Origin of the sequence: Collinsella aerofaciens (assembly GCF_001405375.1) — a bacterium.
Taxonomy (GTDB): domain Bacteria; phylum Actinomycetota; class Coriobacteriia; order Coriobacteriales; family Coriobacteriaceae; genus Collinsella; species Collinsella aerofaciens_F.
Genome location: NZ_CYYP01000011.1, coordinates 22,969 through 37,061, shown reverse-complemented (window position 1 = coordinate 37,061; position 14,093 = coordinate 22,969). Strand labels below are relative to the sequence as shown.

General features: G+C 60.7%; 11 protein-coding genes. 10 read left to right on the top strand and 1 reads right to left on the bottom strand.

Annotated elements, in window-relative coordinates; all coding sequences use genetic code 11:
• Positions 1 to 44 precede the first annotated feature (44 nt).
• The 7 genes from ARB25_RS06610 (at position 45) to ARB25_RS06580 (ending at position 7,523) form a co-directional block, all read left to right on the top strand.
• On the top strand, positions 45 to 2,228 hold the full coding sequence (locus ARB25_RS06610) for a DUF6020 family protein (protein WP_253276068.1): 2,184 nt from the start codon (positions 45 to 47) through the stop codon (positions 2,226 to 2,228).
• A 164-nt stretch (positions 2,229 to 2,392) separates the two neighbouring features.
• Positions 2,393 to 3,199, top strand: a complete 807-nt coding sequence (locus tag ARB25_RS06605) for a YebC/PmpR family DNA-binding transcriptional regulator (protein ID WP_006234926.1) — start codon at positions 2,393 to 2,395, stop codon at positions 3,197 to 3,199.
• A 166-nt stretch (positions 3,200 to 3,365) separates the two neighbouring features.
• Complete coding sequence (locus ARB25_RS10045) at positions 3,366 to 3,911, top strand: Asp23/Gls24 family envelope stress response protein (RefSeq protein WP_055286788.1); 546 nt, start codon at positions 3,366 to 3,368, stop codon at positions 3,909 to 3,911.
• Positions 3,904 to 4,281: a DUF2273 domain-containing protein gene (locus ARB25_RS10300; protein ID WP_040358983.1), complete on the top strand. Its 378-nt coding sequence runs from the start codon at positions 3,904 to 3,906 to the stop codon at positions 4,279 to 4,281. Before ARB25_RS10045 ends, ARB25_RS10300 begins: the two co-directional genes overlap by 8 nt.
• A gap of 44 nt (positions 4,282 to 4,325) precedes the next feature.
• Positions 4,326 to 4,847 (top strand): Asp23/Gls24 family envelope stress response protein, encoded by a 522-nt coding sequence (locus ARB25_RS06590; protein WP_055286786.1) that lies wholly within the window; start codon positions 4,326 to 4,328, stop codon positions 4,845 to 4,847.
• A 208-nt stretch (positions 4,848 to 5,055) separates the two neighbouring features.
• Positions 5,056 to 6,078 carry a YitT family protein gene (locus ARB25_RS06585; protein WP_082421915.1) on the top strand — a complete coding sequence of 341 codons (1,023 nt, stop codon included), beginning with the start codon at positions 5,056 to 5,058 and terminating at the stop codon, positions 6,076 to 6,078.
• A gap of 149 nt (positions 6,079 to 6,227) precedes the next feature.
• A complete protein-coding gene (locus ARB25_RS06580) occupies positions 6,228 to 7,523 on the top strand; it encodes a zinc-ribbon domain-containing protein (RefSeq protein ID WP_055286784.1) in 1,296 nt (431 codons plus the stop codon).
• A 140-nt stretch (positions 7,524 to 7,663) separates the two neighbouring features.
• On the opposite strand, the gene ARB25_RS06575 is transcribed toward ARB25_RS06580, so the two are convergent.
• Positions 7,664 to 9,127 carry a M20 family metallopeptidase gene (locus ARB25_RS06575; protein WP_055286783.1) on the bottom strand — a complete coding sequence of 488 codons (1,464 nt, stop codon included), beginning with the start codon at positions 9,125 to 9,127 and terminating at the stop codon, positions 7,664 to 7,666.
• A 162-nt stretch (positions 9,128 to 9,289) separates the two neighbouring features.
• Here ARB25_RS06575 and ARB25_RS06570 point away from each other — a divergent pair, with 162 nt between their 5' ends.
• The 3 genes from ARB25_RS06570 (at position 9,290) to groL (ending at position 13,882) form a co-directional block, all read left to right on the top strand.
• Complete coding sequence (locus ARB25_RS06570; protein ID WP_055286780.1) at positions 9,290 to 10,933, top strand: amidohydrolase; 1,644 nt, start codon at positions 9,290 to 9,292, stop codon at positions 10,931 to 10,933.
• Positions 10,934 to 11,854: 921 nt separating this feature from the next.
• Entirely contained in the window at positions 11,855 to 12,148 is a 294-nt protein-coding gene (gene groES, locus ARB25_RS06565) for a co-chaperone GroES (RefSeq protein WP_022094351.1), read from the top strand.
• 96 nt (positions 12,149 to 12,244) lie between these two features.
• On the top strand, positions 12,245 to 13,882 hold the full coding sequence (gene groL, locus ARB25_RS06560) for a chaperonin GroEL (RefSeq protein ID WP_006234938.1): 1,638 nt from the start codon (positions 12,245 to 12,247) through the stop codon (positions 13,880 to 13,882).
• The last annotated feature ends 211 nt before the right edge of the window (positions 13,883 to 14,093 follow it).

Genomic DNA, 14,093 nt, shown 5'->3' with positions numbered 1-14,093 from the left:
TGGTTTTGCCGAGTTTGATAGGTTTCTAGAAAGGCTTTCGGACTGTGAAGGATTCCGACCTCTCCACAACGGCTGCGCGCGACGCTGCCCGCATCGTCTGGTTTAAGCGCTACCCCGCCAAGCAGACGCTCATCGCATTTTTGCTCGCGCTGTTGGCGACCACGGCGTTTTCCATCGATCCCTCCCCGGTGTCGAGCAACGCAGTCTTGGCGATTGACCCCAAAGCCTCGGGCATGCTGTACGTGTGCTACGAGGTGCTCCTCTCGTTTGCCGGCCATACCGACGCGGTCATGCTGCTTGCACTTGCCTGCCTGCTCACCTTGCCGTTTCGCTACGTGTTCTTTGGCCGTGGCGACACCTGGCGCCCATCGATCATTCTGCCGTCGCTGTTCTTTGCCATCTGCATGGTGTTCGGCCGCAGCTACGATCTCACCGACTCGGCCGAGATTGTCCTTGGCGACAAAGCCCGCATCATCTGCGCCTGGATTGGCGGCGCGGGCTGGATGCTCCTAGCGATCGTGGCCTTCTATCTTGCTTTTGAGTGCCTGGATTGGCTGAGCTCTCGGCGCATTCCGTTTTCCGAGGCGCACTTTGGCCGCGTATGGCGTGTGACTCACGCCGTGCTCTCGGTCCATCCCTTTGCCGGGCCCTTCCTGGTGCTTATGATCGCCTGGGCGCCCACGCTCATCGCTTCGCTGCCTGGCCTTTTTATGGGAGATACGGGCGCGCAGATTCGCCAGTGGTTCAACTATCCCAATGGCACGAGCGACTACCTGCGCCTACTCAACCCCAACGTGCTGCTCAACGGGCATCATCCCGTAGTGCACACGGCCGTTATCGGCTCGTGCGTTCAGCTGGGGCTTTCGCTGTTCAACAGCGCTAACGCGGGTCTTGCCATCTACACCTGTGCTCAGTTCGTCATCACGGCCGCCTGCATGGCGTATTCCATTTCGTCGCTGCGCAAACTGGGCGTGAGCCTGCCGGTTCGCGGTGCGATCCTGCTGTTCTTTGCGTTTATGCCGATGTTCTCTAACTACGCGGCGTTGCTCACCAAAGACGTGCTCTTTGCCGACGCGTTCTTGGTGCTGCTGGTACAGACCGTCAAGCTCGTGGCATGTGGCTTGCCCCGTCGTGATGCCAATGTCGAGCGAGCGGGCGAGAAAGCCCCCGTGCTCTTTGCGCGCCACGACTGGCTGCTGCTCGCTCTGGGCGCCATGGGTTCCACGTTTTTGCGCAACGGCGGCCTGGTGTTTCCCCTGGCGGCATGCGTAATCGCGGCGGCGTTTTGCATATGGGACGTGCATGTGGCTCGTCGTGCAGCCAAGCAGACTGGTGCTGCGCCTTCGGGCGCCATCCCGCGTTTCCGCTGGGTTGGCGTTCTCGCGGTGCTCGCGCTCTGCCTTGCCTCTAATATGTACTTCACCAAGGTCTTTATGCCGGCGCACGACATCACGCCTGGTTCCAAGCGCGAAATCCTCTCGATTCCGTTCCAGCAGACGGCTCGTTTCGTCCAAAAGCACGACGGCCTCAACTCGGGCGTCAACCCCGCGGTTAAGGAGGACGGCACCATCGTGGAGGCTCCTTGCGACGGCTTGGTGACCGACGAAGAGCGTGCCGTGATCGACCGCGTGCTCAAGTACGAGAATCTGGGTCGCCGCTACAACCCCGACAAGTCCGATGCCGTCAAGAACTGCTTTAACGAGTACGCCTCGCAGGAGGACATCGATGCCTATTTTGCGGTATGGGCCCAGATGTTTAAGAAGGATCCCGAGTGCTATATTTCGGCGCTTATCAATAACTACTATGGTTATTTTTATCCGAGCGCGCGCGATGCCTGGGTCTACAGCACGGCGCGTAGTGCCGAGATCATGGCGCGTCCCGACAACCTCAAGTACTTCGACTTCCATCCGGTTGACAGCAACGTGGTGCGCTGGTGCGACCACCTGATCAATCTGTACCGTGTGGCGGTGCAGCGCATCCCGTTTATTTCGCTCACCATGAGCTCGGCCACCTATGTGTGGATCATGATCGCCGTGGTGGTCTACCTGCTGCGTCGTCATTCATGGCGTGCGCTGGCGATCTGGGTGCCGCTGTTGGGCGTGCTTGCCGTGTGCCTGATTGGCCCGTGCAACGGCTCGACTTACATGCGCTACCTGTATCCGGTCATCGCCTGCATGCCCTTCGCCATCGGCGCCACCGTCACCCGCAGCGACTTCCTCTGGTCCTAACTTGGTGCATTGGGGTCAGGTTTCTTTGCAGCAAAGGGGGCATCATCACGACGCCTTCATTTTGGGGTTTATCTCGCAGGCCAGTAGGTATATCATAACGACGTTTGTTTATATTGCCCGAGCATCTGCGCTGGGCTTTAGGTCGAAACCGATAGGAGACACGTATGTCCGGACACTCTAAGTGGGCCACAACCAAGCATCGTAAGGGCGCGCAGGACGCCAAGCGTTCCGCCCTCTTCTCCAAGCTCAGCCGCAACATCACCGTTGCTGCCCGTCTCGGCGGTGACCCGCTGCCCGAGAACAACGCCAGCCTCGCCGCTGCCGTTGCCAAGGCCAAGGCTCAGTCCATGCCTAAGGACAAGATCAAGTCCGCTATCGACAAGGCTTTTGGCTCGGGTGCCGATGCCGCCGTCTACGAGAACATCGTGTACGAGGGCTACGGTCCCGCCGGTGTCGCCGTCTACGTCGACTGCCTGACCGACAACCGCAACCGCACCGCCGCTGATGTCCGTTCCGCCTTCTCCCACGCTGGTGGCAACCTGGGCACCTCCGGCTCCGTCGCCTTCCAGTTTGAGCGCAAGGGCCAGATCGTCGTCGCCAAGGAGATTCTGGACGAGAACGCCAAGAAGGAGACCATGATCGCCAACGGTGCTGCCGGTGACGAGGATGAGTTCATGATGGCCATCGCCGAGGCCGGTGGCGAGGACTACGAGGACGCCGGCGAGGAGTGGATCGTCTGGACTACTGCCAACGAGGTCATGGCTGTCTCCAAGGCGCTCGAGGAGCAGGGCGTCCAGGTCAAGGGCTCCGAGACCACCATGGTCCCGACCACCCCGACCGAGGTCTCCGGCGCCGACGCCAAGAAGGTTCAGCGCCTCATCGACCGTCTTGAGGAGCTCGACGACGTCCAGGATGTTTACAGCACCATGGACATGACCGACGAGGTCATCGCTGCCCTCGAGGAGGAGTAGTGCCCGCACGGGTTAAGCCGTGCATATCTGGGCATAATGAAGCGAGCATGCAAGCCTCGTGGAATAGATGAGCCGGATCCGCGTGCGTAGAGCACCGGACCCGGCTCTTTTATAATGATGCGAACCGTTTTGCATTTCGAGAGCCGAGATTTGAAGGGAGCGCCGCGTGCGCGTACTCAAACGAGCCCTAGCGATCGTGTACCTTGCCGCTACCATCGTGGCGCTGGGTACGCTTGTCTGCCAGTTTTGGGGGCCGTATACGTATCGCTTTATGTTGCTGATGCGCGACCCCATGCCGCGCATTGTCGTGACGGCATGCGGCGGAGTTGTGGCGATCGGCGTGCTGGTAAGCTTCTTTCGCCTGATGTTTGCTCGTCGCGAGCCGTCCTGCGTGCATCCGGCGGGGGAGCGCAATATCGAGGTCACGCTCGCGGCGCTTTCTTCGTGTGCCAGGGCTGCTGCCGAGCGCGACGACCGCGTGATGATCGAGCATGTCGAGGCCCGCGTCCAAGGTTCCGACGATTCGCACGTCCGTTTTAAGGTCGAGGCTATCGCGCTTGACGATAAGGACGTGGCATCTTTGGCTACCGCGATGCAGCAGCGCATCGAGGAAGCTTGCGACACCATGCTCGGCACGCCGAGTACGACCGCGCGCGTCCGTTTTTTGCCGTCCAAGACTACCGTCCAGACCGTGGAGGTTTCCGGTGAGTGATACCAATCAAGATAAGACCGCTCGTACGCCGCGCCTGACGATTGACCAGAGCGCCACGCCGGCGAGCGAACCTGTTGATTCCAAAGCAGAGGCAACCGAGTTGCAAGACGCGGCAGCCGCGGATTTTGACGAGGCTATGGGTCTCATCAAGGGTACGGGCGCTGCCATCTGGAGCTATGCTGTGCGTCATCCCAACACCACGCTTGGCGCCGTCGCTGGCTTTATCCTCGCCGTGTTGGTGCTCACGTTGGGCCTGTGGGACACGCTCGTCATTGCATTCTTCGTGCTGATCGGCGCCGTGATCGGCCAAATTCGCGACGGCGAGAACGGGATCGTCAACTTCTTCGGCCGTCTGTTTAGCGGCCGCTAATATGTATTCGACTGTCGCATCCGCGGCAGGCATAAGGAGGAACCATGGCTTTTAATACGAAGGTCGATGTGGCCGATACCGAGCTCGAGGCAGACGAGACCGTCACCGCCGAGGCCGAGGACGTAACGCTCGAGGATGAGGCGCTCGTCGAGGCCGAGTCCGCCGATGATGCGGACGAGGATGATGAGGAAACAGACGAGTCCGAGGACTCGCTGACCTATTCCAACGGTGTGATCGAAAAGATCGTTGCTATGGCCACTCGCGAGGTTCCACACGTTCTGGGCATGAAGGGTAACCTCATGCATTTTGTGCAGGAGCAGTTTGGTGCCGAGAATCTGACCAAGGGCGTGACGGTCGAGGTCACCGATGACAATCGCGTGGTCGTCAACATCTCCGTCATCATCGAGTACGGCGCCTATGCGCCCGCGATCTTCGACGATGTCAAGGCACGTGTCACCGAGCGCCTTGCCGCGATGACCGGCCTTGAGGTGGCGGGTGTCAACCTGCGTATCGAGGACGTCATCACCCCCGAGGAGTACGAGCACCGCACCAGCCAGCACGAATAACCTTCCAAAAAGGGACAGGTTTGTTTTGGCAGATTTTATCTGCGAAAACGTTAAACGGCCGACCGCGCAAGCAAAAGCGTGGCCGGCCGTTATTTGTATGCCCCCCGATGTAGGCATACCGCTCGTCTAACTAGGGGTTGCAATCGTCGCGTTCCGCGTTACCCTAATGGGCGCATTGTTTCCAAATTGTTAACGAGGGGTTGCCGTAATGGCCGACGAGCACGAAACAGAAAGCAAGGCATGGGCGATTGAGGCCGCCGCGGCAGAGGCGGCATCGCGTGCTGCCGAGGAGATGCATCGTCCTCCCGTAGTGCCGATGGAGCGCGTGGTTGATCGCACCGATATCGAGCGCGGCGAGCGTGCCGGCCAAAAGCGCAGCCAGGAGCCGGGCTTCCCGCGCTTTTTTGCCGAGCTCAATCTGGGCCTGATTCTTACGGCCTTTGCCATCGTTGCGTTTAAAACCCCTAATCACTTTGCTTTTGGCGGCACCTCGGGCGTGTCGGTCATTCTGTCCACGCTGTTCCCGACCCTGCCCGTCGGCGTCTTTATGTGGATTATTAACGCGGTTCTCGTCGTTTTGGGCTTTATCTTTTTGGAGCGCAAGGCAATCCTGTGGAGCGTCTTCGCCTCGTTTGCGCTGTCCGCCTATGTTTCGCTGTTCGAGCTCTTTATTCCGACCGATGTCTCTCTGACGGGTGATATGTGGCTCGACCTGTGCTTTGCCGTTATCTTGCCGGCGCTCGGCAGCGCTATTGTCTTTGACATCGGCGCCTCGACGGGTGGCACGGACATTCTTGCCATGATCCTCAAGCGCCGCACGACGCTCGAGATTGGCCGTGCCCTGCTGCTGGTCGATATCGGCATCGTGACCATCGCGGCCTTTTTGTATGGCCCGCGTGTCGGTCTGTATTGCGTGCTCGGCCTGTTTGCCAAGACGCTTGTGGTCGACAAAGCCATTGAGAGCATTCACCTGCGCAAAGTCTGCACGGTCATTTGTTCCGAGCCCCTTAAGGTCGAGGAGTTTATCGTCAAGCATCTCAACCGCACGGCGACCATCAGCCGCGGCTACGGTGCCTTCTCGGGCAAGTGCGTGACGGTGATCATGAGCGTGCTGAGCCGTCGCGAGGCCGTGCAACTGCGCCGCTATGCGCGCGAAGTCGATCCGGGTGCCTTTATCACGATCGTCGACAGCTCCGAGATCGTCGGCAAGGGCTTCCGCGGAACGAACTAGCACAGACGTATTCAACGAACCGCCTGCTGGCGCCGTGTATCTTGCAAATCGGTCATCTTTGAGTATTTGACCCCACATTGGGCAATAATGATGCTAAAGACATCGTTTGCGATTCAAGTGATTCGTTCAAAATACGAAGGGATGATTCTATGTTCTGCTCGCAGTGTGGCGCCCCCATGGGCGATAACGACAAGTTCTGCGGCGTGTGTGGTGCTCCTAATGCCGGTGCCGCTGGCCCCGCTCCCCAGGGACAGCCTCAGCCCCAGCAGTTTATTCCGCAACCGCCCGTGGCGAATGCGCCAAAGGGCTGTGTGGCTCAGGCGTTCCAAGATATGACTAAGACTCCGGGCGTGCTTCAGCGTGTATGCCAAATCGCGTTTTTGCCGGCGCTGATTTGCGTTGTGTCAGTGCTCGTGTTGTTTATCCCCGTTATTGGCGGCATTGCGGCTGCCATCGGCTTTTTGGCAGCTTGCATTGCGAGTGTGTGCGGTTCCGGCTTTGGTATCGAGTGGGGCCGTGATCTTTCGCTCAAGGTCGATGACGGCATGGACCGTCCACTCATGCGTTCCACGTCGTTTGGTCTCGGAGTCTTTTCGAGCGTTATTTCGGTCGTGCTCGAGGTTATCGCTGCCATTCCCGTTATCGGTGTAGTGCTTTCGCTGGTGGAGGGCGTGGTAATTGGCGCCGCGGGCTCGTATTCTTATTACGGCTCTTATGCGCTCGAGGCTGCGCTGTTCGGTTCGCTCGGCCTGCTTGTCCTGGCGCTAATTGCCTCGGCGATTCTGGGTGTCTTCTTTAAGATGTTCGCCGACATCGCCGTGATGCACTTTGCGGTGACCGGTCGCGTCGAGAGCGCGTTTTCGCTCGATAAGGTCTGGGCGGCGTTTAAGCACAACAAGACCAAGCTGTTCTGTGCTTCGTTCCTTCCCGAGTTTTTGACGGGCCTGGTCGCCAACGTTGTCACATGGATCTTGACGGTCGTCTTTGGCGCCATTGCCTCTGTCGGTATGTATAGCTACTACTATCGTCCTACGGGTATTGAGGCAATTGTTACCGGCGGTGGCGTCACGCTCGCGCTGTTCTTGGTGCTGGTCGCTTTCGTCACCGTATTTCTTACGGTCTTTGGCAAGATGCTCAAGCACCGTGCCGTTGGCTATTGGGCCGCACGCTATGCAAGCGAGTGGGCCGATGAGGATAAGGACGACGTCCTGACTTTTGTGTTGCCTTTCGAGAAGAAGTCCGCTGCTTCGGGTTACAGTGCTCCGGATGCTTCGCCGGCACCTGCACCCGCTCCCGCGACCGAGCCTGAGCCGGCGCCCGAGCCTGAACTGGTGCCCGAGTCTGAGACGGCATCTGAGCCCGAGCCTGCGCCTGAGCCTGAGCCGGCACCTGCACCTGAGTCGGCGTCCGAGCCAAGCTCCGACGAGGAACCTCAGGACGAGTAGCCATGCCGTCTGCCATTTGGGGACGGGGTAGAAATAGTAGAAATAGCGCTTGAAGAATGAGCGGGGGCGGACGTGTCGAAACGTCCGCCCCCGCTTTGACATCGCGATGTGGCTATGACTGCGAGATGCCAGCGAATCGATTACTCGTCGTGCTTCTCCTCACGGCGTGCAGCAGCGCGTGCGTCGTGGATGCCCTTGATCGCGGCATGGCGAGCCGTTCGGGCATCATGGATGGCGTCGCGAGCCTCGGCGGTCGTCGCCTTGGCAGAGCGCAACTTGGCGGCCAGATCGGGGTTGGTTTCGGCGACCGCGGTAATCGCGGGGCCGTCGAGCTCCTCTTGCGTGGGCTCGGCCAAAAAGTCGATAGCATACTGGGCGGCCACCATGGAGCCCTTTGCCAGCACGGTCTCGTCGATCTTGTAGAAGCAGGAATGTTGGGCGTACGTGGCGCCAATCTTGGGGTTGCGCGTACCTACAAAGGCGAGCACGCCCGGTACGCGACGCAGGTACTCCGAAAAATCCTCGCCCGAAAGCGTGCCGCGATAATGGCCTTGGCCGGCGGGGCCCAGACACTTAATTACAGCCTGACGGCAGCGCTCGCTCGAGGCCGCGTCGTTTTCGACCTTGTAGTTGGCGATGGTGTAGTCGGTGAGCTCTGCCTCGGCGCCCAAGGCGGCCGCGGTATGCTCCACGATGCGGCGCATGAGCTCCGGCATTTCCTCGTGGGTCGAATCGCCGTAGGTGCGCACCGTGCCGGCGAGGTAGGCCGTGCCGGCGATAACGTTGCGTGCGGTGCCGCCGTGCAGCTCGCCGACGGTGATGACAGCCGGCTCGTAGGGGCTGATCTCGCGCGAGACGATGGTCTGCAGGGCGTTGACGATCTCTGCGGCCACCATAACGGCGTCGTGACCGCGCTGGGGCATGGCGCCGTGGCACGAGGTGCCGCGTACGTCGATACGGAACCAGTCGGTATTGGCCATGCGCGGTCCGGGCTCGCAGCTCACGGTGCCGGCGTCGACCTCGCTCCAGATGTGCGCGGCGTAGGCGCCATCGACGCCGTCGAGCACACCCGTGCCGATCATGAGCTTGGCGCCCTGGCCGTTTTCCTCGCTGGGCTGGAAGACGATGCGGACCTCGCCGTGGATGTCGTCGGTCATATGGCGCAGGATTTGCAGCGTGCCGAGCATCATGGCGATATGGCAGTCGTGGCCGCAGGCGTGCATACAGCCCTCGTTGACGCTGGCGAACTCCTCGCCAGTCTGCTCGGTAACGGGCAGGGCGTCGATATCGGCGCGCAGCAGGATGCGGCGGCGTGGCGTGCCGTCCTCGCGGTAGGCATCCGGCGCGGTGCCGCGAAGCGTTGCCACCAGGCCCGTCTTAAGGGGACGCTCGTAGGGGATATTCATGGCGTCGAGCTGGTTGGCGATGTCGGAGGTCGTGCGCTCCTCGGCGAGGCTCAGCTCCGGGTGCTTATGGAAGTGCCGGCGCTGCTTGATGATATATGGTTCAAACTCGGTAGCGATATCTTGGATGGCCGCGGTGACGTCGTCAGCCGCGCGAGCCTCGGTCGCCGCCATAATCTGCTGTGCCTTGGTCTTCGTCATGGTCGATTTGCTCCTTGCTGGGTTGATCGCAAAATCGTACAGGCTCTCTCCAGTATGCCACCTGCCGCTAGGGCTGGTAAAGTTGCCGTTTGCCGCTTGGGGTTTTGTTACAAGGGCGGGGGAGTACACTCGGGGGTGTTGAATTTCCTGCCAGAGATGGGGATGCCCATGCAACATATCGATCGGATTATCCGCTCCAAGAACGTCTTTACCGCGCAAGACGGCATCGATACCGCCCGCGAGCTGGCGATTGCCATCGCAGGCGACCGTATCGTCGCAGTCGGTGCGCCCGATGACGTGATCGCCGCCGCTCCCGCCGCCACGTCGGTTATCGACTACGGCGAGCAGTTTGTCTGCCCCGGTTTCCATGACGCTCATCTGCACTTCTTCCATACCTCGGTCGGTTCCTCGCCGTACATGCTTATGGATATGGGCACGTCCGAGGCGGCGCTGGTGCAACATGCGCTCGAGTTTTCCCAGGACCTGCCCGACGACGCTTGGGTTGTGACGCAGGGCTGGCGCGACTACCGTTGGGACCCGCCCGAGCATCCTACCAAGGCGTCGCTCGATGCGGCATTCCCCGATCGTCCCTGTGTTATGTATTCGGGCGACGGGCACACGCTTTGGCTCAACAGCCGCGCACTCGAGGCGCTCGGCGTCACACGCGACAGCGAGCCGCCAGCGGGCGGCAGCTACGACAAGGATGCAAACGGCGAGCTCACGGGCATTGCTCACGAGGCGGCTGCCATGCAGCTGCTACCGCGCTGCCTTGAGTGGCCGGGCGAGGATCGCATCGCAAGCGCTTACGCCGATCAAATGAGGCGGATGGCCGAGCAGGGCATCACCTCGATATGCGATATGTCGCTCATGCCCATGCCGGGCTGCGATTTTATCCGCGACGACGTCTATGACAAGCTGCAGGCAGCCGGCAAGTTGGGCATTCGAGCCCATCTGTTCCCCACGCTGCTGGATGACCAATCGCGCCTGGAAGAGCTGCAGGCACGTTACGCGAACAACGCGCTGCTCTCGGCGCCAGGCTTTAAGCAGTTCTTCGACGGCGTGTCGAGCGAACACACGGCCTATCTCACCGAGCCCTATACCAACCCGCGCTTCCCGGGCGATCAAGGTCGCCTGACGGTTCCTGCCGAGCGCATGCGCAAGCTGGTTCTGGCGGCCGCGGAGCGCGGCCATACCGTGCGCATCCACGTCATCGGCGACGGTGCGATTCATGCCGCGCTGGATATCTTCGAGGAGGCCGCCGACCTGTACGGCCTGCCCCAGCACGGCCATAACACGCTCGAGCACCTGGAGAACCTCTTGCCCGAGGACATCGATCGTCTACGCAAGCTTAACGTCGTTGCCTCGAGCCAGCCCTGTCACATTACACTCGACCCGGGCGGCCCCGAGCGCGATCTGGGCCTGGAACGCAGCCGCATCATGTGGCCGTTTGCGACCTATAAGCAGCGCGGCATCCGCCAAGCCTTCGGCACCGATAGCCCCATCACAGCTGTTACAAGCATGAACGTGCTCTACACGGCTATCACGCGCCAGGATCCCAAAAGCCACTGGCCCGAGGGCGGCTGGTTACCGAGCGAGCGCATCGATGCAGCAACAGCCCTGCGCAACTACACCCTGGGCAGCGCCTATGCAGCGGGCGACGAGCAAAACCTCGGCAGCTTGGAGCCCGGCAAGTATGCCGACCTGGTAGTCCTGGACCAAAACCCGCTCACCATCGACCCCCAAGAGCTCCAGGCTACCAAGGTTCAAGCAACCTACCTGGCAGGTAACTTGATTTACGAGCGCTAAGTATTCATGCCGTACCGTTAAGCGCGGCTCGGGCAGCCAATTTTGGGATAACGCTCGAGCCGCGTTTGTTTGCCGGTGAGGATTTGTTAGGAGCGTCCCCGCTCTGCTGGATTTGGGCGCAGGGCGGACGCGCCGCTGCCCTGCGCGCTCAATTTGGACACCAGCAATGCTATCTCTTGGTGTTTTGCATACTTCCCATTACAGATTGCATAAAAAGGCTGGGATATTTTTCCTGATCCTGATGTACCCCCGCCCGTGCCGTGCAAAAAACGGAGTATTCAGCACCGCGAGCTCTGCCGGTGCCGCTGCAGTCGGGTAGCATTGCGGAGATCGACGTCATTTTGGGGTCCGACGTGGCGCGAGGCATGCTTGTTTGTCTCGACGAGGCCTGTCTGCCGACCCAAATCGCCGGTCGAAGGCTACCGTGGGACTAATTAGATGCGCCCGGTGCGTATGCATTTGTCCCGGCCTGCTGAAAACTCCCAAAAATGCACGGTGCTCCCCAGGGGACCCGTGCTCGCAACGAAAACCATGCCCATGTCGCTATCCGCATCGCCTTTTTGCTGCACTGACTTTTCTGAATGTCGGGCCCGAATTAGTTAGCCTGCCTCCCGTGTGGCTCCGGAGGGGCGGGGCATAAGGTTTATCGCGAGTTCCGCACGAGCCGAAGGCCACTTAACGTGGCCTTCGTGCGAGCAGGACTGCCCGAGCAGGAAACCTTATGCCCCGCCCCTCCGGAGCCACACGGGAGCCACTGCTAAGTTATCCCCCGGCATTCAGAAAATCTAAGTGCCAAAAAATAAGATTTTTTGACTCTGTGTTGTATAACCCGCCATTCGTGGGTACCATTCAACGCGTACGCAAACAAAAAGGGTTAATTCGCGTGGTATAACCGCGCGGCCCAAAAAGGAGGAGACAAGCATGTCGTCTTTGAAGCCGCTTGCAGATCGTGTTCTGGTCAAGCCCGACGAGGCCGAGCAGAAGACCGCTTCTGGTCTGTATATCGCCAGCAACGCTCAGGAGAAGCCGCAGCGTGGCACCATCGTTGCCGTTGGCGCCGGCAAGGTCAACGACAAGGGTGAGCGCATCCCCATGGACGTCAAGGTCGGTGACGTTGTCATCTACGGTAAGTTCGGTGGCAACGAGGTCAAGGTCGACGGCGAGAAGTATCTGCTGATGCGCGCCGACGACATCTACGCCGTCGTCGAGGCCTAGTCTCGTCAGAATCTCTGATTCGTCTTTGAACGCGCCCGCCGCACAGGACTCGGAAGCGGCGACGCGAGTCACATTTCTTTTGGAGGATTACCTACCATGGCAAAGAACATTACGTTCAACACCGATGCCCGCGCTAAGCTTGCCAAGGGCGTCAACACTCTGGCCGACGCCGTTACCGTCACCATGGGCCCCAAGGGTCGCTACGTTGCGCTGCAGCGCACGTTCGGTGCCCCGACCATCACCAACGACGGCGTTTCCGTCGCCAAGGAGATCGAGCTCGAGGACAACATCGAGAACATGGGCGCTCAGCTGGTGAAGGAGGTCGCCACCAAGACCAACGACACCGTGGGTGACGGCACCACCACCGCAACCCTGCTCGCCCAGGCCATCGTCAACGACGGCCTGCGTAACGTCGCCGCTGGCGCCAACCCGCTGGCCATCCGTCGCGGCATCGATAAGGCCGTCAACGCCGCCGTCGCCGAGATGAAGAAGCAGGCCAAGCCGGTCGAGACCAAGGAGCAGATCGCTTCCGTCGGTACCATCTCCGCCGGTGACCCCGAGGTCGGCGAGAAGATCGCCGAGGCCATGGAGGTCGTGGGCAAGGACGGCGTCATCACCGTCGAGGATTCCCAGACGTTCGACATCACCATCGACACCGTCGAGGGCATGCAGTTCGACAAGGGCTATGTCTCCGCTTACTTCGTCACGGATAACGACCGCATGGAGGCCGTGATGAAGGATCCGTACATCCTCATCACCGACCAGAAGATCTCCAGCGTTCAGGACATCATGCCCGTTCTCGAGGCTGTCCAGCGCGCTGGCCGTGGCCTGCTCATCATCGCTGAGGACATCGACGGCGAAGCTCTGCCTACCCTGGTCCTCAACAAGATCCGTGGCGCCCTCAACGTCTGCGCCGTCAAGGCCCCGGGCTACGGCGATCGCCGCAAGCGCATTCTCGAGGACATCGCCGTCCTCACCGGTGGCCAGGCTGCCCTGGACGAGTTGGGCGTGAAGGTCGCTGACATCACCGCCGATATGCTCGGTACCGCTAAGTCCGTCACCATCTCTAAGGACAACACCGTCGTCGTCGGCGGCGCTGGCTCCAAGGAGGCCATCGACGCCCGTATCGCTCAGATTAAGGGCGAGATGGAGAACACCACCTCTGACTTCGACCGTGAGAAGCTCCAGGAGCGCCTGGCCAAGCTCTCCGGTGGCGTTGCCGTCATCAAGGTCGGCGCTGCTACCGAGTCCGAGCTCAAGGAGATCAAACATCGCGTCGAGGACGCCCTGCAGGCCACCCGCGCTGCTGTCGAGGAGGGCATTGTCGCTGGCGGCGGCGTCGCCTTCATGGACGCTGCTCCTGCGCTCGATGCCGTCGAGATCGATGACCCCGAGGAGAAGATCGGCGTCGACATCGTCAAGAAGGCTCTGACCGCTCCGGTCGCCACCATCGCCAAGAACGCTGGCTTTGAGGGCGCTGTCGTGGTCGACAAGGTCGCCGAGCTGCCCGCCGGCCAGGGTCTCAACTCTGCCAACGGCGAGTGGGGCGACATGATCGAGATGGGCGTCCTCGATCCCGTCAAGGTCAGCCGCGTCACCCTGCAGAACGCTGCTTCTGTCGCCAGCCTGATCCTCATCACCGAGGCCACCGTCTCCGATGTGCCCAAGAACACTCAGCTTGAGGACGCAATCGCTGCTGCTACCGCTGGTCAGCAGGGCGGCGGTATGTACTAAGGCCGACAAGGTCTAGAACTCCCACCGGGAATCCGGGGGCGGGACGGGGACTTCTCTCCGGAACGTCCTCGGACATGCAAAGAGGCTCCGCATCGCGCTTCGCGCTGCGGAGCCTCTTTGCGTCCTGCGGAATATTCCGGAGAGAAGTCCCCGTCCCGCCCCCGGATTCCCTGCGTTTACGGCCTTGAGGCCGGCGGGCGGAGAAGGATGT

Excerpts from the sequence above, each read along its gene's own strand:
- groL (WP_006234938.1), top strand. The coding sequence starts at position 12,245 with ATGGCAAAGAACATTACGTTCAACACCGATGCCCGCGCTAAGCTTGCC.
- ARB25_RS06580 (WP_055286784.1), top strand. The coding sequence starts at position 6,228 with ATGTTCTGCTCGCAGTGTGGCGCCCCCATGGGCGATAACGACAAGTTC.
- ARB25_RS06575 (WP_055286783.1), bottom strand. The coding sequence starts at position 9,127 with ATGACGAAGACCAAGGCACAGCAGATTATGGCGGCGACCGAGGCTCGC.
- groES (WP_022094351.1), top strand. The coding sequence starts at position 11,855 with ATGTCGTCTTTGAAGCCGCTTGCAGATCGTGTTCTGGTCAAGCCCGAC.
- ARB25_RS06585 (WP_082421915.1), top strand. The coding sequence starts at position 5,056 with ATGGCCGACGAGCACGAAACAGAAAGCAAGGCATGGGCGATTGAGGCC.
- ARB25_RS06570 (WP_055286780.1), top strand. The coding sequence starts at position 9,290 with ATGCCCATGCAACATATCGATCGGATTATCCGCTCCAAGAACGTCTTT.
- ARB25_RS06590 (WP_055286786.1), top strand. The coding sequence starts at position 4,326 with ATGGCTTTTAATACGAAGGTCGATGTGGCCGATACCGAGCTCGAGGCA.
- ARB25_RS06605 (WP_006234926.1), top strand. The coding sequence starts at position 2,393 with ATGTCCGGACACTCTAAGTGGGCCACAACCAAGCATCGTAAGGGCGCG.